The following is a 22,984-nucleotide window of genomic DNA, read 5'->3' as shown; positions in this document are numbered from 1 at the left end:
GGTCCCAGATCCCGCTACTCTCCGTCGAAGACCGGAAGATCCCGCACCCAGTCCCGACCGGGAATCGTCTCGCCCCCCCAGGGCGGTTTGCCGTAGTACAACGCATCGTCGGTGCAGACGTGATGATACTCGGCGTGATGGAAATTGGCCTTGCGAAAATCCACCCCCCGCAGATCGCACGAGATGAAACGGGTCGCATCGAGCGAAGATTCGCGCATCTGGGCTTGGGAGAGGTTCGCGCCGGTGAAATCGGCTTGGTCCAGATTGGTCTGGAGCATCTGCGCCTTGACCAGAACCGCGTTGCGAAAATCGACCCGCGGCATGGCGCTCAAAAAAAACGACGCCTCCGTGGCATCCGCCCCCTCCAGGGAGCATTGATCCATCTCCACCCTCTGGAACAGGGCGTGAGACATGCGGGCTGCACGCATGGTGACGCGGGAGAATTGCGACTCCACCACATGGGCGCCGGTCAGATCGCAGCCATCCAGATTGACATCGCTCAACACCCCGCCGGAGAGATTCACCCCGGAAAGGTTCATGCCGGACAGATCGACGCCCGAGATGTGGATGAAGGAGAGGTCCGCGTCACGCAAGGAGCCGTCGGCGTGACCGAAGGCTTCCATCAAGGCGGTTTTGGTGACGAAACGTTGCATGCGAATTCGTTAATATTAAAAATATCAAGTTGATTGACCCTGTACTACAGACACTTTAACACAGGTTCCACACACCGTCCATGGTATCTGGCAAACAAAACACCACGAAAATCGCGAGATCCTCCGATGATTCGGTCCGGGGGCGATCACCACCCCCGGACCGGCACTCAACAACCCGACGACATCACCTCACGGACGGTACAGATTGACGATCTTGTTCCGATCATAATCCGGCGTGCCGTTCACCATCTTGACGATGGCGGACAGACGCTCGTCCAGGGTTTCGCGTTCCACCTTGTACAACAACCCCATCGGACGGTGGCCCTCGCCATCGCCGCGGGCGATATCCATGGCCGCACCCAGATCGGTGACATCGTGCCCCTCGGGGATCTCCTTCATCAGGTCGCGATAGTACTGGATCGTGTCGATGCGGTTGTAGGTGACGCACTGGGAGTAGAGGTTCACATAGGAGAAGCCCTTGTGCTCCAGCGCCCCCTTGATCAGATCCGCGCACACCTTGGGCTTGCCGGCAAAGGCCTGGGCGACATACGTGGCCCCATAGGTGAGCATGTACAAAAGCGGATTCATCGGATCGTCCGGACCGCCATACGGGGTGGTGTAGGCCTTCAACTCGCGGCGCGAGGTGGGCGAATACTGACCCTTGGTCAAACCGTAGATGCCGTTGTCGAACAGGATGTAGGTCATGTTGACGTTGCGGCGCGCCATGTGCGGCATGTGACCGCCACCGATGGCGAAGCCGTCGCCGTCACCGCCGGTGATGCACACCAGCAACTCCGGACGGGCCAGCTGCACGCCCGTGGCCACCGGTCCGGCGCGACCATGCAGGGTGTGCATCTTGTAGGACTGCATGAAGTACGGGGTACGCGACGAGCAGCCGATGCCCGAAACGTTCACCAGATTGGTCGGATCCACGCCCAACTCGGAGAGGGCGCGCATGATCCCGTTCAAAATGCCATGATGGCCACAGCCCGGACACCACACCACATTCACGTCCGACTTGTAATCCTTCGGCGCCATTTCCTTTTTGTGCAACGCGGCGATGGACATTACAGCACCTCCTTCACTTTATTCACGATCATCGCGGGATTGAACGGCAGTCCCCCGCAGACGGTGTAGGGAATGGGGCGGATGGACGTCTCCGCGCGGATGAAATGGGACAACTGACCCTGGAAGTTCACCTCGGGCACGAGGATCTTCTTGCAGGTTTTGGCGAAGGCTTCGTACTGGGCCACCGGCATCGGCCACATCAGCTTGGGATAGAACCCCTTGACCTTGTAGCCGTCGGCGCGCAGACGGGCGATCGCCTCGCGGGCCACGCCGATGGTGCTGCCCCAGGTGATGATGCCCACATCCGCGTCGCCGTCGCCGTCGATCTCGACCGGCTTGTAGTTCTCGGCCAGACCCTGGATCTTGCCGAACCGCTTGCGATGCATCGCTTCGTGGTTGTCCGCCGACCAGGACGGAGAGCCACTCGGGCCGTGCTCCAGACCGGTGGCGATGTGCTCGCCACCCGGCGTGCCGGGATCGGCCATCGGCGACACCAGGTCATCGGTCATGACATAACGCTGATACTTCCCCTCGCCATCCCAACGCTTGCGGGTGACGATGGTGTAGCTCTCCGGCTTGGGAGCCGGGATCGTCTGGGTGGAGAAGGCCAGCGAGCCATCGGAGAGCAGAATCACCGGGCACTGGAACTCCTCGGCCAGATTCAGCGCATCGACGGTCATGTCCACGCAATCCTTCACGTCCTCCACCGACAACACCACGCGCGGCGCATCGCCGTGGGTGCCGTGGATGGCCAGGAACAGGTCCGACTGCTCGTGCTTGGTCGGCAGACCCGTGGAGGGACCGCCGCGCTGCACGTCCACCACCAGCGTGGGGATCTCGCCCATCGAAGCCATGCCCAACAATTCGCTCATCAGCGACAGGCCCGGACCCGAGGTGGCGGTCATCGACTTGCGACCCGCATACGAGGCGCCCAACACCTGGGCGATCGAGGCGATCTCGTCCTCGGCCTGAACCAGGGTGCCGGTCAACTTCGGGATGTGGGTGGCCACGAACTTGGCGATCTCGGTGGCCGGCGTGATCGGATAGGCGGAGTAGAACTCCAGTCCGCCCAGAATCGCGCCCATGCCCACCGCGTCGTTGCCGGAGATGATGATCACATCCTTGGGATCCACGGCATCGGCCACGCGCCAGTTGTCCACCTTCTGGATCGCGGCGCCCAGCTCCTTGCCCTTTTCGAAAGCCTTGAGATTGAAGCCGAGGATCTCTTCGCCCTTCTTCTTGAATTTGTTGGTCAGAACCTGCCGCAGGGTCTCCTCGTTGATGTTGAAGAGGACCGACAGCGCGCCCATGGCCACCATGTTCTTGGAACGGTACGAGCCCAGATCCTTGGCCGCCTGAGACATCGGCACCGGATAGCCGATCACCCCTTCCGGAATCTCCGGCTCGAAGTCGCCGCCCGGATAGTCGTACACGAAAGCGGTTCCCGGTGTCAGGAGATGCTTGTTGAGTTCATAGGCTTCGCCGTTGAACGCGCAGAAAACATCGAAGGTGTCGCCCTGATTGTACACCCGTTCGGAGCTGACCCGAACCTGGTACATGGCGTACCCCCCCTTGATCTCCGCCGGGAAGGTCTTGAAGGTGTAGACCTCCAACCCCGCCCGCGCGCAGGCCGCGGCCACGAAGTCACCGGTGGAGACGATACCCTCGCCTCCCTCTCCGGCGACCCGGATGATCAGGTCATTTGCTTTGGACATCGAGCGTTCCTCTCCTTGCTTGAAGTATGGCCGTTCCGACGCTCCCGAGCCGGAACGGCACTTGAATCAAACTACCCCCTCATCGACTGCTTGACGACGACACCCATTTCGGCGGGTGAACGGGCGATGTGAACACCCGCCATTTCCAATGCTTCGAACTTTTCAGCGGCGGTCCCCTTGCCACCGGAGATGATCGCGCCGGCATGCCCCATGCGCTTGCCCTTGGGCGCGGTGGCGCCGGCGATGAAGGCGGTGACCGGCTTGGTCATGTGCGCCTTGATCCAGGCCGCGGCCTCCTCCTCGGCGGTCCCGCCGATCTCACCGATCATGATCACCGCCTCGGTCTGCGGATCGTCCTGGAACATCGACAGACAGTCGATGAAATTGGTACCGTTGATCGGATCGCCGCCCAGGCCCACGCAGGTGCTCTGACCCAGCCCGACCGCCGTGGTCTGCGCCACCGCCTCGTAGGTCAGGGTGCCGGAACGCGACACCACGCCGACGTTGCCCACCTTGTGGATGTGACCCGGCATGATGCCGATCTTGCAGGCGCCCGGCGTGATCACGCCCGGACAGTTCGGCCCCACCAGACGGGTGACGCCACCGGACAGAAACCGCTTCACCTTCACCATGTCGAGCACCGGGATCCCCTCGGTGATGCAGACCACCAGCTTCAAGCCGGCGTCCGCGGCCTCCATGATGGCATCCGCCGCGAAGGGCGGCGGCACGAAAATCACCGATGCATCCGCGCCGGTCTCGCGCACGGCCTCGGCCACGGTGTTGAACACCGGTCGATCCAGATGGCGCGTGCCCCCCTTGCCCGGCGTCACGCCGCCGACCAGTTGGGTGCCGTAGGCGATCGCCTGTTCGGAATGGAAGGTTCCGTTGGCCCCGGTGAAACCCTGACAGATCACACGGGTGTTCTTGTCAACCAGAATGCTCATCGAAAACCCTCCTTATTGAATGGCCGCCACCACCTTGGTGGCGGCATCGTCCAAGTCATCCGCGGGAATGATCGCCAAACCCGACTTTTTCAAGATCTCCTTGCCCAGATCCACGTTGGTGCCGGCGAGGCGCACCACCAACGGCACTTTGACATCGACCTTGCGCGCAGCGGCCACCACGCCATCGGCGATCACGTCGCACCGCATGATGCCGCCAAAGATGTTGATCAACACACCCTTGACGCTGGAATCGGAGAGAATCAGTTGCAGGGCCGCGGTCACCGACTCGGTGGTGGCGCCGCCGCCCACATCCAGGAAGTTGGCCGGCGCGGCCCCCTTGAGCTTGATGATGTCCATGGTGGCCATGGCCAGACCGGCGCCGTTGACCATGCAGCCGATGGTGCCTTCCAGGCTGATGTAGTTGAGTTCATGCCGCGAGGCTTCGACCTCGAGGGGATTCTCCTCGTCCAGATCGCGCAGTTCGCGGATATCCGGATGACGATAGAGCGCGTTGCCGTCGAAGTTCATCTTGGCATCCAGCGCCATCACGTCCCCGTCCCCGGTGACCACCAGAGGATTGATCTCGGCCAGGGAGGCGTCGGTGGCGACGAAGGCGTTGTAGAGGGCGGTCATGAACTGCACACCCTTGTTCACCTGCGGACCCGCCAGACCCAGCCCGAAAGCCAGATTGCGCGCCTGATACGCCTGGAAACCGACCGCCGGATCGACGGCCTCCTTCAGGATCTTCTCCGGCGTGCGGGCCGCCACCTCTTCGATCTCCATGCCGCCCTCGGTCGAGGCCATCATGGTCACGCGCCCGGTGGCGCGATCGATCACCATGCCGAGATAAAGCTCACGGGCGATGTTGCACCCCTCCTCCACATAGATCCGCTTCACCTCCTTGCCCGCCGGACCGGTCTGCTTGGTGACCAGCGTCATGCCGAGCATGCGCCGGGCCTCCTCGCGCACCTCCTCCACGCTCTTGACCACCTTCACGCCACCGCCCTTGCCACGGCCACCGGCATGGATCTGCGCCTTGACCACGAACACGGCGGAACCCAACGCCTTCGCACCGGCCACGGCCTCGTCCGGAGTGAAGGCCACATGACCCCGCGGGACTTTCACCCCGAAACCGGCCAAGATCTTTTTTGCTTGATATTCATGAATATTCATAGTCTCTCACCTGTTTCGCTCCAACGGTCAATGTCCACACGCCCTGCCTCACGCAGTCCCTAGATGGGAGTCACCCTCCCGTAAGCCGGCAACAAGCGCGGCGCGGTTCCGCCCGATTGTTTTCCGACCGCCTCCAACTGTTCCAGAAACGCCTCCAGATGGCCCAATCCCGGTTCAGTGGGCTCCTTCACCCCCGCCGCGAAGGTCGCGGCAGAGATCCCGGCGCGCCTTCCGAAGACCAGGATCTCCAACAAGGCGTTGCCCATCAGGCGATTGCGGCCATGCACCCCCCCGGTCACCTCCCCCGCCGCGAACAACCCCGGCATATCGGTGCCACCGTTCGGCCAGATCACCACGCCCCCGTTCTGATAGTGCAGGGTTGGATAGGCCAGCAACGGCACCTGGCGGATATCCAAGCCCATGCGCAGATACTCCTTGAAGCGTCCGGGAAACTCCTTCTCGATGGTGCCGCGTCCGTGGATCAGGTCGATCATCGGGATATCCAGCCACACCCCGACCCCGCCGCCCGGGATGTTCACCCCGTTCCCGAACTCCGAACACTCGCGAATGATGGCCGCCGAGGTGACATCGCGAGGCTCCAGGCTGAAGACGAACTCATCCCCATGCCGGTTCAGGAGTTGCGCCCCCAGACCGCGAAACTTCTCGGTCAGGAGCAGTCCGGCCAACTTCTCCGGAAAGGCCACCCCGGTGGGGTGGTACTGACTGCTGCGCAGATCGCGCAACGGCACCCCGGCCCGATAGGCCAACACCAGACCATCCGCCGTGGCGCCGTGGTGGTTGGAGGTCGGGAAGCCGCTCAGGTGCAGCCGCCCCATGCCACCGGTCGCCAGGATCACCGCCTTGGCGGTCACCACCAGCGGGCGTCCGCTCGGCAACTGTTCGAGCACCGCGCCGGCGGCCCGTCCGTTGTCGTCGGTCAGAAGCTCCACCGCCGGCGCGAACGGCAACACCGTGACCCCTTTGAGACACTCCAGACGATCCTTCAGAACCCGCATCATCTCCAGGCCGGTGACATCCCCAGCCGCGTGCAGCCGCTTGCGCGAGGTGCCGCCGCCGTGTCGCACCTTCATCCGTCCGGTGGGGTACTTGTCGAAGAGCATGCCCAACTCTTCCAACCAGCGCAGCACCGTCGGTCCCTCGGAGACCAGCGCCTCCACCAGGTCCGGATCGCTGCTGAAATGCCCGCCACCCATCACATCCAGAAAATGTTGCGCCGGCGAGTCGCACTCGTGATCCGCCACCTGCATGCCGCCTTCGGCCATCACGGTGTTGGAGTCGCCCAGGCGCAGTTTGCTGGCCATCAGCACCCGGGCGCCCGCCTCCGCAGCCACGATGGCCGCCGCCACGCCCGCGCCGCCGCCCCCGATCACCAGCACGTCGGTGGTCATGTCCACCGCCAGGGGATGCTCTGCCGTCTCGTCCAGCAACCGTTTCACCACCGGACGGGGGCGCGCCTCGAGCAGCGACAGAATCTCCAGGGGGACCGAACTCCCCTTCGACGGCCCCACCGAGAGAATACCGAACCCCTCCTCGCGATGGTCGGGATGAAACTCCCGCAGCAGCGCCCTCCGGTCGGACAGGGAGAGTTGTTCGATCCCCTCGCCCATGCGGCGACGGTCCAAACGCTGGTCGCGGGTCCGCTGCACCATGCGGATCGACTCGCGCAACGACTCGGGAAACGGTTGCAGATGAGCGATGGACATGGCGGCTCTTATAACAACGTCCGGTCCTCGGGCAACCAGGTGCCCGGAGGGGATTCGTCCGGTTCGCGCTCCCGACGCAGATAGAGCGCCTGGAACTCCATGGGATCCATACGCCGCATCCAGCGAAAGATCGCGGTGAAACGACCGGAATCGACCTTTTCGACCATGCGGGTCAGATGCTCGGCGCGGGGCTCCTGATGGGCGCCCAGCCAGCGTCGCGCGGCCAGGGCCGCATTCGGCTGAGAGATGCTCGCCGGACAGCGGATCACGCACAACTGGCACTGAATGCAGGTGAACGACTCCCGCGCTGCGGATTTAAGATCCCCCCGCTTGATCATGCCCACATAGCCCATGACATCGAGGTCCATGGGACACATGCGCACACACTCACCGCACATGACGCAGTGGTTGACTTCCGGGTAGAGCCGCAGGACGTGATGCGCCGGGGTCTCATCCTCTGGGAGTTCCAGACGGTGCGGTTGTTTTTTGACCGGGACGTGCGGCAAGGGGAGAATTTCCATGCCATCGAGTACCGTCTGCTGGCACATCAGGCCCGCAGACATGGCGTGCGTCTGGGATGGCACCCGAAAAAGAACCGCGCAAGCCCCGCAGACGCCCCCCCGACATCCAACTCCGCGTACCGGACCGATTCCCACCGCTTCGAGAGCGGAGAGAATGGTCTTGCCGGACGGGACTTGCAACCATGTTTCGTCGTAACGGATCGCGACCGTGGACGATGTTTGCAGCGTATTCTTCAATGATCCGCCATGACCTGTTCGAGGTCGGCTTTATTCCATAAACCCGATTAATCGTCCATAATTCATTTATATCCGACCAAACGCCAAAAGAATGCCATGATCCGGCACGAGGATCAAGGTCACGCGGAATTTTTTACCGTGGAACTCCCGCAAGGGAGGTACACGGTGGGGGGTGAGGGGGTTCTCCCCCCATCATGCCAGGTTACCGTGGAACTCCCGCAAGGGAGGTACACGGTGGGGGGTGAGGGGGTTCTCCCCCCATCATGCCAGGTTACCGTGGAACTCCCGCAAGGGAGGTACACGGTGGGGGGTGAGGGGATTCTCCCACCGTGCCAGTTACGCGATCACCGGTAACGTACCGATCCGGACACGAATCGGGGGTTGAGATCTACATCCCAACCCCCGAAAATTCACACCGTCCGACACATGCTCACCGGGTCATGCATCCCATCGGGATGCGCGATCCATCGACTCCCGTCACTCGGCAGTGGCCGAGGTCTCATCGGTCTGCTTGTTCCAATGAATGGTGATGTGGGAGATCGAGCACAGATCCACATTGTACCAAACCGCATCTTCGCCATCTTCATACATCACCTTCAGATCCCATTTGCACGGGCCAGAAGGGCGGCTGAAGCGCATATGCAGGGTGGAACCGTCGGGCATGGTGCCATCCAGGATGTTGTCACCCCAATCATCGGATTTACTCGGACCGACATAGACCTCCTTGATCGTATAGCCTGTCTGATTGGTCAGATCGAAATCCTGCCGCGACTCGGCCAGAAGGTTCCCGGAAAACATCAAACCGCATGCCAGGGCCCCAGCAGTAAATAAGCGTTTCATGACTTTCTCCTCAATTTCTTTGTTGATTTCACGACGATAAACGATCCGGAATTCACCCGAACCGGCTGTTTTCCAGACCCGTTCGGCATACAAACCTTCAGTGCGGTATCCGGTTCACACTGCTTTCCTGAATCCTTGCAAAACGATTATCGATTGGTTCACAAACGTCTGAAAGTGAACTGTCGTCAATAAGATTCCAAACAATCAACCTTATGGAACCCACACACCCGGCCCCATCAATCCATTCCGCTCCCTGACACACATCCGGACAACCAACCGAACGAGGTCAACCCAACCACCATAACAAAAGCGCAGGCGCCACATTTTTAGAAATGATCTGAAATGTCTGCGTAAAATAGGGCCAATCAGCCCAATGATCAAGATCTTTTCCGATCACACTGCCAACTTTTTATACCAGATCCGGCAGTCTCGGGTGATTGCATGGGACAACGAATTGGTTCACAAGAAGAATTGCAAGAAAAACAGGCTTGTCTTGCCGTGAATGAAAATCACTTCCGATTGATCGGATGGACAAGAGGCTCAGGGGCATGCCCGCAACGGCTGCCGGATTCAGGAAGATTGCCTGGAGCCATCCTCGAGGATCTCCCGCGCCATGCTCACACGATGCAGACGGACCGTCTCGTCGCACTGATGCGAACGGATCGATTCCGCCTGTTTCTCTTCCAGGGCGGGATTCTGATAATAGGGATGATCGGGGTCGATGCGGTAGGATTCAAGCAGACTGCGCAGACTGCGGATCAGCTCCGGCTCGGTGCGACAGCGGTAGGTGCGGACGAAATCGGTCAGAAACGCCAGACGCACGTCGGACAGGGTGCCCAGGCGCGCCCAGTGCGACACCAGGCGACGCAACAAATCGGACGCCGCCGGCCCACTCCAGACCGGACGGCGCGCCAGACTCATGGCCAGATGGCGCGCATCGCCCGTCAAGGCCTGGTCGATGGCGGTCGCCACCCCTTCGTCAACCGGGCGATCCAACCCCAGCAAACGCAGATACCGGTCCACCACCACCTCGGGCAGAGGGAGGTAACCGGTATGACCGCCCACCCGCACCGGACAGGAGAGGGTTTCGGAAGCCAGGGTCGCCAGCATCGCCCCTTGCGCCTCGAGGCTCAATCCGGCAGGCGCAAGAGCCGCCTCGCACTCGGCCCGATCGCCCTGCACCGGCGTGAACAGCGGCGAAAGCAGCAACTCCTGCTCGTATTCGTCCATCTTGAGAATGGCGCCCGTGGCCTTGCCCGGCTCGGACTCCTCGGCATTCAACGGCAGGTCGATACGCGATGAGGGGGGGGTGCGGGTGCGTCGCAATTGACCACGCACGATGTCCAGCAAGTCGATATTCATGGCTCTCTTTCAATCCCTTGTCATGTCCGTACCACGATCCGAACGGAATGGCATCACCCGCTCTCCCACCCGGATGGTTCATCCGGGCGGGTCGGCAGTGATATTCCTGGTTGCAACGATAATGGCACGATGATGCGGGAAAGAAAATCAGAAAATCTTGTCTTCGCTCCACTCCACGTCGCAGCAGAGCACATAGACATGGCTCCCCTTGCGAATCGAGACCGACAGCGTGGTGCAGATGTTCAGGCTGGTATTGGAGCGATACGGCGGAGAAAATTGCACCACCCCAGGGTTGTGGATGGCGGAATGGAAGCTGTTGCGACGGGTCCAGGTGGCCCCATAGGAGTCCCACAACGGCTTGTAGCGCATATCGACCCGTTTGAGTTTCTCCTCCGGGACGATGTTCTGGCTGACCTGCAACCCCTTGTGATCCAACAAATAGACCCGTTCCACACCCTTCATGCGCAGAATGCGTCCGGCAGCCTCTTCCAACGGGTTGTCGTCGGCGACCGCCCAGGCGCACTCCATGAACTCGTTGGTGTACTGCCCCATCTCCAGATTGTGGTGATGGACCTCCTTGAAGATCTCCCGCTCGCTCTGGGACAACAGGTTGCGGAACGCACCATCCCAGTCCACGGCGCTGCGGCGCGTGGCACGGGTCTCCAGACTGCCGAAATAGCGGCCCTGGACGAAATCCGCCTCCAGACGCATGACCAGAAACGCCTCTTCCTCGGTCTCGATCTTCTCCATGAGCACCAGACCGCCCGAGGCGTGGATCAGCGACACCAGCTTGAAAAGCATGCGCTTGGCACGACCGCTCTTCAGGGCGTTGACGATGAGGGAGTGGTCGAGCTTGACGATATCCGGCGACAGACGCCACAACCGGTCCAGGTTGGCCGACTCGGCGCGGAAGTCGTCGAACAGCACCAGACAGCCCAACTCCTTGAGCTGATCGATGGTGCGGGTGAGCACGGTTTCGAAGTTGCCGGCATGCTCGCGCAGCGCGATCACCAGCTGATGCGGCGGAAACCCGGTGTAATCGAGCAAATCGGCCAGAAACTGGATGTCCGGATCCTTCACGCCGAGCATCACGCGCGGATGCATGTTGGTGACCAGCCAGCGGTCATCGATCTCCGCAGCCATGTAGTTCTTCATGTGCAACAACATGCGCATGCGGTCCATCTGCACCACATGCTCAGGATCGTTGATGCACGAGAAAATCGAAGTGGCCGAGCGGGTGGTTCCATCCGGCTCGATGGCCCGGCAGAAGGCCTCGAACCCCACGCCGCGCTGATGGGTGGTGCTGTAGATCCTCTGAAAAAAAGTGCCCACCCGCCAGGAGTGAAAATCAGCCTGGAACACGCCATCGTGCTGAATGATCTGGCGATCGAGGGTACGCAGATCATTGAAATTGACGCTTTCGCGCGCTTTACCATCCGGGGTGGTTTTGGCCCGATCATCCATTGCTTGCACTCCTTCCCCTTGATCCGTCAACAATTGAATAGCCTGGCGATGCTCTGTGCCACATCATAGCAAACTTTCGCGCCGGTTATCCATTTCTTTCGAGTTCTTCGATCTGATCTTCGTTCTGCACCCGCGCCAACTCCTGCAAGAGACGCCAGTTGAGCTGACGGTCCTTCTGGGAGAGCATGAGCACGTCGCTGGGATTGCCCTCGGCGTCGAAGTTCTTCTTGAAACGGCCCTCGCCTCTGGCGAACTCGATGAAATCGAAGGTCTTCTCGACCCCGTTCGCATCCTTCTTGACGTGCCAGTCACGACGCATCGACGGATTGCCCTGCAACGACAGACGCGAAGCCAGGGTCGGTCCGCCCTCCGGGTCGTAGATGAAGACCGGGAAGGCGCGCGATTCGACCGCCAGGATCGCCCGCTCGCAAGAACGGTCATCGGCCACCTGATGCTCGGGCTGACAGGTGGTGTAGACGTTGATCAGGGCCGGTCCGTCGAACTCCAAAGCCTGTTCGATGCACCTGTAGAAGTGGTTGATCATCGGACCCACGGTCTGGGCCACGAAGACGTGCGGATGCATCATCGCGATGTTGGCGATCTCCTTGCGCCGCTCCCACTTGCCCTTGACGTGGGTGCCATGCACCGACATCTTGGCGTCCTGACCGATGTAGGTGGCGGTGGAGGTCTGACCACCGGTGTTGGAGTAGACCTGGGTGTCGAGCACCAGGGCCTTGATGTTCATGCCGGAGGTCAACATGCGCGACAGGGCCTGGAAGCCGATGTCGAGCATGGAGCCGTCACCGCCGATCACCCAGATCTGATGATCCTGCTTGCCAACCTGGTCCCAATGGCTGCGGATCCCCATGGCCACGGTGGCGGCGTTTTCGAACAGGGAGTTGACCCACGGCGCACGAAATGGATTGTACGGATAGGTGGAGCCGTACACCGTGTTGCAGCCGGTGTTGGCCACGATGCCGTACTTGTTGCCGATCTTGGTTTGGGTCATGGCCAGGAACTGACGCAGCACCGAGGTTTCGCCGCACCCCATGCAGGAGCCGGCGCCACCCACGTACTGATTGGCCGAATCCCGAAGCATGATATCCACCTTGAGCTTCGGGTTGATGTACATCTCCGGGGTCTCCGGGGCTTTTTTGTAGAACTCCCAGAGGGTGAAGTAGGCCGGAAGATTCACCGGCGTCTTCTTGATCATCTTCAAGGCGTTGTGGCTGCCGCAGGCGGTGACGCACTCGCCGCACCCCTTGCACTTGGTCGGATCGATGAAGATCCCGAACCAGGCGCCGCCCGAGGCGTCGCTGCCCTTGCCCTTCTTCTTCTCGTAGGTCTTCCAGAACTTGGTGGTCTGCACCAGCTGGCTGGTGATCAACTCCTGATCACCCTCCTCCGCAAAGAATCCGAGGCTCTTCTCACGGGCATCCTGAGTGATCACCTTGCCCCAGATGGCCGAGTCCGGACAGTTCTGGACGCACTCCATGCAGGCGACGCAGTTGGCCGACTCGTACTCGGGCAGGTCCGGCGCGATGTAGGAAAAATCGCGATAAGAGCCGGTCCCAGCCGGAACCACGGAACAGGCCAGAAACGCATCCGCTGGCTGCCCGGAGCCGGCGCCGCTGTTGTAGGCGCTCAGAATCTCCCTGGCACGCGTGGCATCGTACCATTGGGGCGTGGCTTCGGAATAGATCAACGCACGTTGGGTCATGACGAACCTCCCATGGAAACGATCAGCACCGTTTCCGACACGAAACCCTTAAATAAAGAACGCGTTCACGTCCTTGCCCTTGGCATCCCACTCCTCTTTGCCCTGGACAAGAATTTCATCCGGCGTGCTGTCCATGATGGCCGGGGTCACTTCCATGACCCGCGTATACCCTTTCTTGACCGCCGCGAGGTTGTCCTCCACCACCTTGGCGCCACGCTTGCCGAAATACTTGGTCAAGGGTTTGGCCACCTTGGAGAACAACGCCTCTTCGGTCATGCCGGCATTCTCGCGGAACGGCGTCACCCGCAGGAACACGCCCAACAGCACCACACCCTGGAAACGCTGAATCAACGAGGAGTCGTTCAAACACGATTCACGGGCGATCTGGATGGTATCGACCCCGTAGAAGCGGATGCGGTTGGTCTTCATGAAATACTTGGCATAGGGCGGCAGGGAATCCCAGAGCGACTGAGCCGAGGTCTCGTCGGTGTGCTGGAAGACGATGCCCCCCTCTTGCAGCCCCACGAGCGGATTGCCCATGTGCCAGGTGGTCGGATCCATCAACGGCACGAACTCCACCTGCTTGAGTTCGCAGTGGGTGAGGATCTTTCCTTCCGGGATCACGGTAAGGTAGGTGTTGGTGGGCAACCCCTTCTTTTCCGAACCGTATTTGGGCGCAGCCTGCACCCTGAAACCGAAGATGTCGCCGAGCATGGTGGCGATCACCTTGTTGGTGGTCACCGAACCGTAACCGCCCACCGAATGGGCGCGCACCGAGAACGATCCGGTCGGACGCACGTCCGGCTCCTCCTCGAAGGGGAGCGCGCTGGCGTGATCGATGCCGAGGGTGAAATAGCGTTTCCCCTCCACCGGTCCGAGGAGCATGTTCCTGACCACGGCCAGCATGTGACCGGGGGTGACATCGCGAGAGCCCAGACCCGCCGCGCCGGAGAAGACCACCGGCATGCGCTCGATCTTGTCGAAGCCCGGCAATCCCATGGCCGCCTTGGCCAGCGACGCCTCAACGTCGGTGGTCAGAGGGTTGTCCACCATGGTCGGAATGTCGCACCGCTCGAGCACCGCGACCGCCTTGCAGTTCTTGAGCGCACGGGCAACCGCCTCCGCCGGGAAGGGGCGGAAACAGGTGACGATCACCACGCCGAGCTTGACGCCCAAACGGGAACGCACCACGTTGATCGCCGACATGGCGGTCTCCGCCGTGGTTCCCATGGCGACGATGGCGTATTCGGCATCCTCCATGCGGATCGACTGGGCCAGTTCGTAGCGGCGTCCGGTCAGGGCATGGTACTCGTCCATGGCCGACTGGATGATGCCGGGCAGCTTGTCGTAGTAGTGGCGCTGGGCGATCTTGCCCTGCATGTAGGCGTCCTGGTTCTGCACCACGCCGATCTGCACCGGGGTGGCCGGATCGAACACCGCCCGCATCCGCTCGCGGGGATCGCCAAGATACTCCCGGATCAACCCCTCTTCCGGGAAATTAAGATTTTCGATGGTGTGGGTACCCAGGAAGCCGTCCTGGACATTCATCATCGGGGTGAAGGCTGCTTCCGAGGCGCGTCGCGCGATCAGGCACAGGTCCGCCGAGGCCTGCACGCTGTGGGCGAAGAGAATCCCCCAGCCGCAATCCGAAACCCCCATCACGTCGTCGTGACCGGCATGGACGTTCAACGCCTGGGAGGTCAGGGCCCGGGCGCCGACGTTGAGCACTTGCGGCAGACGTTTGCCGGAGATGGTATAGAGCACCTCCTTCATCAGGATCAGCCCCTGCCCGGAGGTGAAGTTGGTCACCCGCCCGCCGGCCAGCGCGAACCCCTCGCAGGCCGAGGCCGAAGAGTGCTCGGACTCCAGCTCCATCCAGGCCAGGGGCGTTCCCCAGACGTTTTTCGCGCCGTTGGCGACCGCGACCTGATAGAGGATGCCCATGTTGGTGGAAGAGGTGATCGGGTAGGCCGCGGCGCCATCCGTGGCCCGCGTCTCCACATAGGAAACTGCGTCGGAGCCGTCGCCGGTACCGGGAATACCCGGAAAACGGTAGCTCGCTTGAGATTGGGCTGCCTGTTCGCTCATTGAAAACGCCCTCCTGGTGTTGAGGTGCCATGCGTGCCCATTCGTACCGAACCGGCGGGCCGATCATCGGAAGCCATGATGACGCTCGCGTGACTCAATACGGCAATGGATACGCAAGTATATTGCACTGCAAAAGAAATTTCAAGCTTTTCTGAGAACCGCTCTCAAGATTTACCGTAGAACTCCCGCCAGGAACTCCATGGTACGGGGAGTGAGGGGGGGATCCCCCATCATGACTAAGTTATATCTTGAAATTTCGCCTGCCGACAATTGCCTGATAAAGCGTTGATTCATCAATATATTCCAGTTCACCCCCCATGGGAAGCCCATGGGCCAGACGGGTGATGCACGGCACGAACGGTTCCGCCAGACGGGCCACGAAATGGGCGGTTGCCTCCCCTTCGACGGTGGAATTGGTCGCCACGATCAACTCCGCGAACCCCTCTCCAGCCAACCGGCTCTCCAGGGAGGCCAGATTCAGGGCATCCGGCCCAACCCCATCCAGAGGGCTCAACCGGCCTCCCAGCACATGATACATCCCTTTGAACAACCCGGCCTTCTCGATGGCCAAAAGGTCGGAGGGCTCCTCGACCACGCACAGACGACTCCGGTCCCGCAGGGGATCTTCGCAGATCCAGCACAAGATCTCCCCGGCTCCGGAATCCTCCTCGGCGAGGTTGTGGCAGCACGCGCAACCGCGAATCCGATCCCGCACCCCTTCCAGGGCCTCGATCAACTCGCCAGTCTCCCCGTGGCCGCGTCGCAACAGATGATGAACCATGCGCCGCGCGCTCTTGGGGCCCACGCCGGGAAAGCGCGACAGCACCACCACCGCCCGTTCCAACGAGGGCAATCCCTTCACTGTCGCATCCCGCCTTTCGGATCGTGCCTTGGAATCAGAACGGCAGATTCAGTCCAGGGATCTTCATCCCCCCGGTCAACTGCGCCATGCTGTCGCGGGTGGCCTCCTGGACCTTGCGCTGCGCGTCGTTGAACGCCGCGGCCACCAGATCCTCAAGCATTTCGATCTCCTCGGCATCCACCACCGAAGGATCGATGCGCACCCGCATCACCTCCTGCTTGCCATTCATCACCACCTGGACCATGCCGCCCCCGGCATGTCCGGTGAGAACCAGCGCCGCCAACTCTTCCTGGATCTTGGCCATTTTGGCCTGCATGGCCTGGGCCTGTTTCATGATCTCGCCGATGTTCTTCATAGCCTGCTCTCCCGGCGCGCCGCAACCTGGAATGATGGGGAAAACCCCTCACCCCTGGACCTCAGAACTCCCCTCGGAAATTCCACGGTACGTAAAGTTAGGACTGGACGCGCCACGCAAAGGTTCCACGGAAATCAACCGGGCCGAAAAAGTCTCCATCAACCGTCGCGCGTCCGGGCGTTCGAGCAGCTTCTCCTCGAGACGACGACGGTACTCCCGCTCCTCCCGTTCGCTCCGCTCCTGGATGGTCTCGGGACGCGGCTCCGATGAGGGAGGTTCGACAACCACCCGGATTCCACTCAGTCCGCGCTCGTGCAGGAAGACCCGCAGGATCTCCCGCATCCGCTCCGGCGTACCAAAACAGTCATCCACCAACCGCAAACGCAGGCAGACCTCGCCCCCCTCCTCCGGAACGCCGAAGGCGATGCAGGCCACCTGACCACGCATCTTGCGCGCCACTTCCGGGGCGTGCTCGGTGGCGGAGGATAGCAGTTGATCCCAGGATGTCAATGCTTCGGACACTCCCGCGACACGCCCCGACACGGGAGACGCGGGCGGCTCGATGTTTTTTTCTTTTCCATCCTCGAGAGTTGGGCTGTTCTTGACCGGTTTGGAAAACATTTTCTCCGCCTGAACCGGCGCCCGTCCGAAAGGGTCGGAAGGGCGATGCCCTTCCGCTTCGGGAATCATCCGAACCGGAACGGTCACCGGTGCGGCGGCCACAGGCATGGAGCGGGGCGCACAAGTCGCGGGCGCGGCCACGGAAGGAGCAGCCGGATTGGCCACCGAAGCGGGAGGCGCCACCGAAGCGGGAGGCGCCACCGGTCCACCCCCGGCCAGCATGGCGATCAGTTTATCCAGCTCCGGGATCGGACGCAGATAGGTGGCCCGCAACAACACCATCTCCAGAGCCTGGGCCGGATGATCGGCCAGCTTGATCTCCCCCTCCCCCTTCAGGAAGGTCTGGTAGACCATCTGCAACTGCTCCAGACCCGGCCCCTCACCGCTCGCGGTCCCGCCCAGCACCCGTTCGCGGGTCCGACGATGCACCCGATCCAACAGATCGCGCATCAACGCCACCGGCTCCACGCCGCCGGCGTGAAAATGGGCCAGGGACTCCAGCACCTCCGGGCCGTGCCCGCCCAGCATCCGATCCAACAGCCGCTCCACCGCCTCCAGATCGGTCAAGCCCAACAGGGCGCGCACCGCCTCGAAACGCACCTCGCCCGAACCATGGGCGATCACCTGATCCAACAGCGACAACCCGTCGCGCACCGACCCGTCCGCGGCACGCGCCACCGCCTCCAGGGCGTCCGCGTCCCAGTCGATCCCCTCCTGGCGGAGGATATGCTCCAGATGGTCGATGAGCAGGGCCGGTGTCACCCGCTTGAGATCATGGCGTTGACAGCGACTCAGGATGGTGGCCGGTATCTTGCGCGGCTCGGTGGTGGCGAAGATGAATTTGACGTGCGCGGGAGGCTCCTCCAACGTCTTCAACAGGGCGTTGAAGGATTGGGTGGAGAGCATGTGCACCTCGTCGAGGATGAACACCTTGAACGGCGAGGAGGCCGGTGCGTAGGGGGCCAACTCCAGAAGCTCGCGCATCTGCTCGACCTTGGTGCGCGAGGCGGCATCAATCTCCAACACATCGGGATGGGAGCCGGCGATCACCTCCTGGCAGGAGTCGCACACCCCGCACGGCTCGGCATCCTTGGCCTCGCGACAGTTGAGCCGCATGGCCAGAATCCGCGCCAGGGTGGTTTTGCCTACGCCACGGGTTCCGGAAAACAGAAACGCGTGCGGCACCCGACCGGTTGCCAGGGCATTGCGCAGCGCCCGCACCACATGCTGCTGTCCGACCAGAGAGGCAAAACTCCTCGGTCGCCAGCGACGCGCCAACACGACATAAGAGGACATGCTCGGACCCCAAGAGGGCGGGAATTACCAAAACATTAGATATTCATGACAACCATTCGGATTATCGTCAATACGGGGCGATCCCCCTTCGGCTCCGGTTCAGCCACGAGCAGAGCCATCCGAATGGTCTTCAGGCACGGAAGAAACTGGCGTGATGGAGGGGAAAAAACTCACCCCCCGACCATGGATCTCCCTGGCGGGAGTTCCATGGCAAGAAAAAATTAAGGGCGGCTCCGGTCAGGTGGAATACGGCGCCCGAAAGATCCCGCTGCCGCTGCTACCTTCCGGTCCTGACGGGGTTCACGGGTTTTCGTCGCGTACGACCTGACCATCAACGCCGCCCGCGATTCCATCGCTCAAGGGAAGATCCCCGGCGCGAAAGCGAAAAGTCGTGATGGGAACAGATGGCGGAGAGAGAGGGATTCGAACCCTCGGTACTGGTTAGAGTACACACGCTTTCCAGGCGTGCACCTTCAACCGCTCGGTCATCTCTCCGCACTGGTCATCGAATCCAGTATTAAAGCAGATTCTCCATCCAGATTCAAGGCTATCCGCCGCTCCCGGAAAAAAAATCTTAAAAGTCCAGCAGAATCAGCGGCGCAGACCACCTCTTGCCCTTCGATCGGGACATGTGGGGCGTCGTGGGTCACCGCATCGCCCCTCCGATCCCCCTCATTCTCCAGACGTGGGGCGTCGTGGGTCACCGCATCGCCCCTCCGATCCCCCTCATTCTCCAGACGTGGGGCGTCGTGGGTCACCCGCGCCACCCGCGCCTCGGCGAGCGCCGCGCGACAGATCGGGCAGGGTTCGAGGCTCACATGCAGCGCGGTGTCGCCCAACCGGTAGTTGCCCACCCGGCGGGCCGCCAGACGCAAGGTACGCAACTCAGCGTGTCCCAGGGGATCGGCGGCGGTCACGCAGTCGTTGCCGCGCGCGGCCAGAGGTCTGCCCATCGCATCGGTCAACAGAGCGCCGACCGGCACCTCTCCGCCCGCCCCAGCCTCGGCGGCCACCACCAGGGCCAGCAAGGCGCGAGCGCGTCCCTCGGACAGCCACGCCCCTTCCGGAGGCGGCGTCCCGTCGGAGGGAACCTCCGGGCTCATCGCTTGTCGGTCTTGCCGTCCGCCGGCCCCAGAAAGGTAAGATCGAAACGGGGGTGATCCCAGGCGGTCTGGGCCGAATCACGCGCGAACAGCCATCCTTCGTGGAACGCCTTGCGGTCCTGGTTCTTCAGCTCCACCCACACCGCCGGATTGACATGTCCTTCCGGTCCATGGACCGCCTCCCCTTCGCGGATCATCAGATCCGGCGCATAGGCGCGCGGCAGAATCCACCCCCCCCACGGCGTGGCGTGCAACTCGCCCACCGCGATCACCAGCTGATCGATGCGCTGGGTGCGCTTGTCCATCAGGCGGAAACGCATCGGCATGCCGGAGGTGACGCGGATCATCGTTTCGTCCGGGCGGGCGTGAATCTGATGGACATGGGGGGCCAGGGGCAGACGCGGGGTTTTGTTGGTGTTGGTATCCACGGAGAGGAAACGGGATTTGGGCGCGGTTTGCGGCATGGCGCGGTACACACCGATACCGCCGCCGATCAGCACCATCAAGAGCATCCATGGCCAGAGTTCGAACAACCGCTTCATGAGACTCATGCGCTCCTTGCGCTCGAAACCAGACGACTCAACCCGGCGGATGAACCGCGTCGTTGGCCAGAAGCAACCGTTCGACCCGTTCGCCCTTGAGAATGTGCCGCTCCAGGATCTCATCCACATCCGCGGTGGTGCGGTAGTGATACCACACCCCCTCGGGATAGATCACCAGCAACGGACCCAACTCGCAGCGATCCAGGCAGCCGGCCTGGTTGATGCGCACGTTGCCGACCGACGGGAGCGTCTTGACGCGGAACTTCAAGTGGCCCTGCAGATCCAGCGCCCCCTTGCGCGCGCAATCGCCACGCGGATGGTCCGGGGCGCGGCTGTTGACGCAGCAGAAGACATGAATCGCGTAAAAACCGTGTTGCGTAGGAGGCGCATCCATGAGTCACGAACCTCGTCAGCCAGGATACCAGGGGGTTGGAGCGTGATGAACGAATCGATCCGGAGGGGGTGAGTCGTGGATGAAAATGGCGGAGAGAGAGGGATTCGAACCCTCGATACCCTTTCGAGTATAACACCTTAGCAGGGTGCCGCCTTCAGCCGGCTCGGCCATCTCTCCGTGGGGTGGCGCGTAGTTTCCCTGAAACCGCGTCACTTGTCAACCTTCCATAAAGAAACGTTTCACCACATTTGACCACCGCCCGTTGCAGACCCGCGTTCACCGCCCCTCCCCGTCACCCGCCATCCCCCCTGCCACCCAGGGAGAGAGGATCAACCGGAAGCCAAGATCATCCTTGCCCACATCCGGATAGGCGCCACCGCGATGGGAGGCGCGCACCAGAGCCGCCGTGACGCGCCACGACCCGCCCCGCTTGATGCGATAGCCGATCTCCCCGCGATGGAGCGGGTTGCGTTGCCGGGCCGCCGGCGTGGCATAAAAACGGTTGTCGAACAGATCCTCGCACCACTCCCACACCGTGCCGTGCATGTCGCAAAGCCCGTAACGGTTGGCCGGAAAGGTGCCGCACGGCATGGTCCCCTTGCGCCTTACCCCGGCGGGACCATCGCCATAGGGTTCGGTGCCGTCGTAATTGGCCAGGGAGGAGTCGATGCCCGCGCCGAAGTGGAACGGGGTCTGGCCGCCGCCATGGCACGCATACTCCCACTGCGCCTCGGAGGGGAGCGCGAACCGCAGACCGGTGCGCCGGCTCAACCAGTCGGCGAAAGCCACCGCGTCGAACCAGCTGACATGAATCACCGGGTGGGTATCGTCCTGATGGTAACGGGTATTCTTCCAGTGATGCCAGTTCATCCCCTGATGGGCGCGCTGGTTGTAACGCAGGATGAACTGGGCGCGCTCCACGTCGGTCACATGCAGGGTCTCCTCCACGAACACCCGGAACGCACCACGGGTCACCGGGAAACGCCCCATCCAGAACCCGTCCAGTTGCACCCGATGACGCGGCAACTCCCCGCCGAACCATTTTTCGAACGTCTCCGGGTCGTTGAAGCGCCGCAACAGCGCCTCCTCCTCCGGGGATTGACCCATGTCGAACCCCCCGCCCGGAATCCAGACGAACTCCTGGCCGGTCACGGGTTCGCGCCACACCCGGTTGATCCGCTCCTTGCCGCGCTCCGGGGCCGCCGGCGGACCCACGGCCCGCACCCGTCCGCGCCCCTCTCGGTTCAAACCCTCCTCCCAGGCTGTCTCCTCGGCGCGCAAGGCGGCGACGATCGACGCCAGATCCGCATGCCTGGAGGCCGGATCCTCGTTCAAACAACGCTCGATGACCGCCACACATCCAGGCATGGTTCTCAGGATTTCATCACTCCAATGCAACGTCTTCTGTTGAGCGATCTTGGCCCAGATCGGCTGTTGATAATCATAATCCGCTACCGGCCAGCGTCCCTCCAGAATGTAGTACCCCACCAGACCGAATCCGAACTGCACCACCCCCTCGTCGATGCGCGTCACGCGATGATCGAGCAATTCCGGAGGTTTGAAGAAATCGGTGGTGATCACCCGGTAATAATCGGCCAGTCGCGCCTCGCAAATCCCGCCCGTGTCGATCACCCCCAACTCCATCACCCCCGGATCACGCGACGAGACCAGAATGTTCTCCAGTTTCAAATCCGTGATGATCAAACCCACATCCGCGAGCAGCCGGTGGAGCAATTGTGCCAGTCGATTGAGCAAGCGGCGTTTACGTACCGAGTTATAGAGGTTATACTTCTTGAGACGCTTGATGAAGTCGTAGAGGTCGATCGGCCAGTAATCCATGTGAATCAGGCCGTAAATCTCGATCGGAGCGACCGGGTCAGGATCGGTGTATTCGTGAAACGAACGGATCCGCACCAGGCTGGCGTGGTGCAACCGGTCCCACTGGGTGGTCAATTGCCGCCACTCATGGTTCTCCTCCGGTTCGGTGGCACCGCGCATCTTCAAGGGGACGATCTTGACCGCCGCGCGGGACACCTCGTCCTCGACAAGAAAAACCTGGCCGAAACTGCCGGCCCCCAGGAGCCTCACCACCGCACGGCCCGGCAGAAACCGTTGAATCAGTCCTGTGGCCTGCGCAACGGTGAGGTCAATCTTGCGCGGCATCGACGACCACTCCCGACCGGAAACCACGCTTCCCCGTCTGGAGACAGGTTCGCGATGACGATCCGGATCCCAAACCGTCCCGTTCCAGGCTGACGATCGAAATCGATTGACTCTCTGGCTTATTCATCCGACCCATTCA

The 22,984-nt window shown here is 61.8% G+C and carries 19 protein-coding genes, 2 tRNA genes and 1 other RNA gene; all 22 read right to left on the bottom strand.

Annotated elements, in window-relative coordinates:
- Nucleotides 1-14: 14 nt before the first annotated feature.
- On the bottom strand, nucleotides 15-653 hold the full coding sequence (locus tag ACOY6C_RS05170; protein ID WP_420904428.1) for a pentapeptide repeat-containing protein: 639 nt from the start codon (nucleotides 651-653) through the stop codon (nucleotides 15-17).
- A gap of 189 nt (nucleotides 654-842) precedes the next feature.
- Nucleotides 843-1,721, bottom strand: a complete 879-nt coding sequence (locus ACOY6C_RS05165; protein WP_420904427.1) for a 2-oxoacid:ferredoxin oxidoreductase subunit beta — start codon at nucleotides 1,719-1,721, stop codon at nucleotides 843-845.
- Nucleotides 1,721-3,436, bottom strand: a complete 1,716-nt coding sequence (locus ACOY6C_RS05160) for a 2-oxoacid:acceptor oxidoreductase subunit alpha (RefSeq protein WP_420904426.1) — start codon at nucleotides 3,434-3,436, stop codon at nucleotides 1,721-1,723. Before ACOY6C_RS05160 ends, ACOY6C_RS05165 begins: the two co-directional genes overlap by 1 nt.
- A 71-nt stretch (nucleotides 3,437-3,507) precedes the next feature.
- A complete protein-coding gene (sucD, locus tag ACOY6C_RS05155; RefSeq protein ID WP_420904425.1) occupies nucleotides 3,508-4,380 on the bottom strand; it encodes a succinate--CoA ligase subunit alpha in 873 nt (290 codons plus the stop codon).
- 12 nt (nucleotides 4,381-4,392) lie between these two features.
- The gene (sucC, locus tag ACOY6C_RS05150; RefSeq protein ID WP_420904424.1) at nucleotides 4,393-5,553 is read right to left on the bottom strand and encodes an ADP-forming succinate--CoA ligase subunit beta; all 1,161 of its coding nucleotides are present in this window, start codon (nucleotides 5,551-5,553) and stop codon (nucleotides 4,393-4,395) included.
- Nucleotides 5,554-5,612: 59 nt separating this feature from the next.
- Nucleotides 5,613-7,277, bottom strand: coding sequence for an FAD-binding protein (locus ACOY6C_RS05145; RefSeq protein WP_420904423.1), 1,665 nt, complete (start codon nucleotides 7,275-7,277; stop codon nucleotides 5,613-5,615).
- An 8-nt stretch (nucleotides 7,278-7,285) separates the two neighbouring features.
- Nucleotides 7,286-7,978 (bottom strand): 4Fe-4S dicluster domain-containing protein, encoded by a 693-nt coding sequence (locus tag ACOY6C_RS05140; protein WP_420906083.1) that lies wholly within the window; start codon nucleotides 7,976-7,978, stop codon nucleotides 7,286-7,288.
- A gap of 534 nt (nucleotides 7,979-8,512) precedes the next feature.
- Nucleotides 8,513-8,968, bottom strand: coding sequence for a hypothetical protein (locus ACOY6C_RS05135; RefSeq protein WP_420904422.1), 456 nt, complete (start codon nucleotides 8,966-8,968; stop codon nucleotides 8,513-8,515).
- Nucleotides 8,969-9,445: 477 nt separating this feature from the next.
- A complete protein-coding gene (locus ACOY6C_RS05130) occupies nucleotides 9,446-10,237 on the bottom strand; it encodes a hypothetical protein (protein ID WP_420904421.1) in 792 nt (263 codons plus the stop codon).
- A gap of 147 nt (nucleotides 10,238-10,384) precedes the next feature.
- Nucleotides 10,385-11,701, bottom strand: coding sequence for an EAL domain-containing protein (locus ACOY6C_RS05125; RefSeq protein WP_420904420.1), 1,317 nt, complete (start codon nucleotides 11,699-11,701; stop codon nucleotides 10,385-10,387).
- A gap of 85 nt (nucleotides 11,702-11,786) precedes the next feature.
- Nucleotides 11,787-13,421, bottom strand: coding sequence for a thiamine pyrophosphate-dependent enzyme (locus ACOY6C_RS05120; protein ID WP_420904419.1), 1,635 nt, complete (start codon nucleotides 13,419-13,421; stop codon nucleotides 11,787-11,789).
- Between the two features lie 48 nt (nucleotides 13,422-13,469).
- Nucleotides 13,470-15,509, bottom strand: coding sequence for a 2-oxoacid:acceptor oxidoreductase family protein (locus ACOY6C_RS05115; RefSeq protein WP_420904418.1), 2,040 nt, complete (start codon nucleotides 15,507-15,509; stop codon nucleotides 13,470-13,472).
- 241 nt (nucleotides 15,510-15,750) lie between these two features.
- Nucleotides 15,751-16,371, bottom strand: coding sequence for a recombination mediator RecR (gene recR, locus ACOY6C_RS05110; RefSeq protein ID WP_420904417.1), 621 nt, complete (start codon nucleotides 16,369-16,371; stop codon nucleotides 15,751-15,753).
- A gap of 34 nt (nucleotides 16,372-16,405) precedes the next feature.
- Nucleotides 16,406-16,726, bottom strand: a complete 321-nt coding sequence (locus ACOY6C_RS05105; protein WP_420904416.1) for a YbaB/EbfC family nucleoid-associated protein — start codon at nucleotides 16,724-16,726, stop codon at nucleotides 16,406-16,408.
- 48 nt (nucleotides 16,727-16,774) lie between these two features.
- Nucleotides 16,775-18,643, bottom strand: a complete 1,869-nt coding sequence (gene dnaX, locus ACOY6C_RS05100; protein ID WP_420904415.1) for a DNA polymerase III subunit gamma/tau — start codon at nucleotides 18,641-18,643, stop codon at nucleotides 16,775-16,777.
- Between the two features lie 232 nt (nucleotides 18,644-18,875).
- Nucleotides 18,876-18,973, bottom strand: an RNA gene (ffs, locus tag ACOY6C_RS05095) — signal recognition particle sRNA small type.
- A 75-nt stretch (nucleotides 18,974-19,048) separates the two neighbouring features.
- Nucleotides 19,049-19,138, bottom strand: a tRNA-Ser gene (locus ACOY6C_RS05090).
- Entirely contained in the window at nucleotides 19,129-19,746 is a 618-nt protein-coding gene (locus ACOY6C_RS05085; RefSeq protein ID WP_420904414.1) for a nucleoside deaminase, read from the bottom strand. The genes ACOY6C_RS05090 and ACOY6C_RS05085 overlap by 10 nt, the downstream gene beginning before the upstream one ends.
- Nucleotides 19,743-20,297 (bottom strand): hypothetical protein, encoded by a 555-nt coding sequence (locus tag ACOY6C_RS05080; RefSeq protein ID WP_420904413.1) that lies wholly within the window; start codon nucleotides 20,295-20,297, stop codon nucleotides 19,743-19,745. Before ACOY6C_RS05080 ends, ACOY6C_RS05085 begins: the two co-directional genes overlap by 4 nt.
- A gap of 28 nt (nucleotides 20,298-20,325) precedes the next feature.
- On the bottom strand, nucleotides 20,326-20,682 hold the full coding sequence (locus tag ACOY6C_RS05075) for a (2Fe-2S) ferredoxin domain-containing protein (RefSeq protein ID WP_420904412.1): 357 nt from the start codon (nucleotides 20,680-20,682) through the stop codon (nucleotides 20,326-20,328).
- Nucleotides 20,683-20,768: 86 nt separating this feature from the next.
- Nucleotides 20,769-20,859 (bottom strand) — tRNA-Ser (locus ACOY6C_RS05070).
- A 99-nt stretch (nucleotides 20,860-20,958) separates the two neighbouring features.
- Complete coding sequence (locus ACOY6C_RS05065; RefSeq protein ID WP_420904411.1) at nucleotides 20,959-22,845, bottom strand: SUMF1/EgtB/PvdO family nonheme iron enzyme; 1,887 nt, start codon at nucleotides 22,843-22,845, stop codon at nucleotides 20,959-20,961.
- Nucleotides 22,846-22,984 lie beyond the last annotated feature (139 nt).

It is taken from the genome of Candidatus Magnetaquiglobus chichijimensis (assembly GCF_045865675.1).
Lineage (GTDB): Bacteria > Pseudomonadota > Magnetococcia > Magnetococcales > Magnetaquicoccaceae > Magnetaquiglobus > Magnetaquiglobus chichijimensis.
The sequence above is the reverse complement of the archived record's forward strand: the minus strand, read 5'-3'. Positions and strand labels throughout refer to the sequence as shown.

Bases quoted from the DNA above. Each gene is read 5' to 3' on its own strand.
- ACOY6C_RS05125 (WP_420904420.1), bottom strand. From the start codon at position 11,701: ATGGATGATCGGGCCAAAACCACCCCGGATGGTAAAGCGCGCGAAAGC.
- ACOY6C_RS05145 (WP_420904423.1), bottom strand. From the start codon at position 7,277: ATGTCCATCGCTCATCTGCAACCGTTTCCCGAGTCGTTGCGCGAGTCG.
- ACOY6C_RS05120 (WP_420904419.1), bottom strand. From the start codon at position 13,421: ATGACCCAACGTGCGTTGATCTATTCCGAAGCCACGCCCCAATGGTAC.
- ACOY6C_RS05080 (WP_420904413.1), bottom strand. From the start codon at position 20,297: ATGAGTCTCATGAAGCGGTTGTTCGAACTCTGGCCATGGATGCTCTTG.
- ACOY6C_RS05170 (WP_420904428.1), bottom strand. From the start codon at position 653: ATGCAACGTTTCGTCACCAAAACCGCCTTGATGGAAGCCTTCGGTCAC.
- ACOY6C_RS05130 (WP_420904421.1), bottom strand. From the start codon at position 10,237: ATGAATATCGACTTGCTGGACATCGTGCGTGGTCAATTGCGACGCACC.
- sucD (WP_420904425.1), bottom strand. From the start codon at position 4,380: ATGAGCATTCTGGTTGACAAGAACACCCGTGTGATCTGTCAGGGTTTC.
- ACOY6C_RS05105 (WP_420904416.1), bottom strand. From the start codon at position 16,726: ATGAAGAACATCGGCGAGATCATGAAACAGGCCCAGGCCATGCAGGCC.
- ACOY6C_RS05065 (WP_420904411.1), bottom strand. From the start codon at position 22,845: ATGCCGCGCAAGATTGACCTCACCGTTGCGCAGGCCACAGGACTGATT.
- ACOY6C_RS05075 (WP_420904412.1), bottom strand. From the start codon at position 20,682: ATGGATGCGCCTCCTACGCAACACGGTTTTTACGCGATTCATGTCTTC.
- dnaX (WP_420904415.1), bottom strand. From the start codon at position 18,643: ATGTCCTCTTATGTCGTGTTGGCGCGTCGCTGGCGACCGAGGAGTTTT.
- ACOY6C_RS05160 (WP_420904426.1), bottom strand. From the start codon at position 3,436: ATGTCCAAAGCAAATGACCTGATCATCCGGGTCGCCGGAGAGGGAGGC.
- ACOY6C_RS05085 (WP_420904414.1), bottom strand. From the start codon at position 19,746: ATGAGCCCGGAGGTTCCCTCCGACGGGACGCCGCCTCCGGAAGGGGCG.
- ACOY6C_RS05115 (WP_420904418.1), bottom strand. From the start codon at position 15,509: ATGAGCGAACAGGCAGCCCAATCTCAAGCGAGCTACCGTTTTCCGGGT.
- ACOY6C_RS05165 (WP_420904427.1), bottom strand. From the start codon at position 1,721: ATGTCCATCGCCGCGTTGCACAAAAAGGAAATGGCGCCGAAGGATTAC.
- sucC (WP_420904424.1), bottom strand. From the start codon at position 5,553: ATGAATATTCATGAATATCAAGCAAAAAAGATCTTGGCCGGTTTCGGG.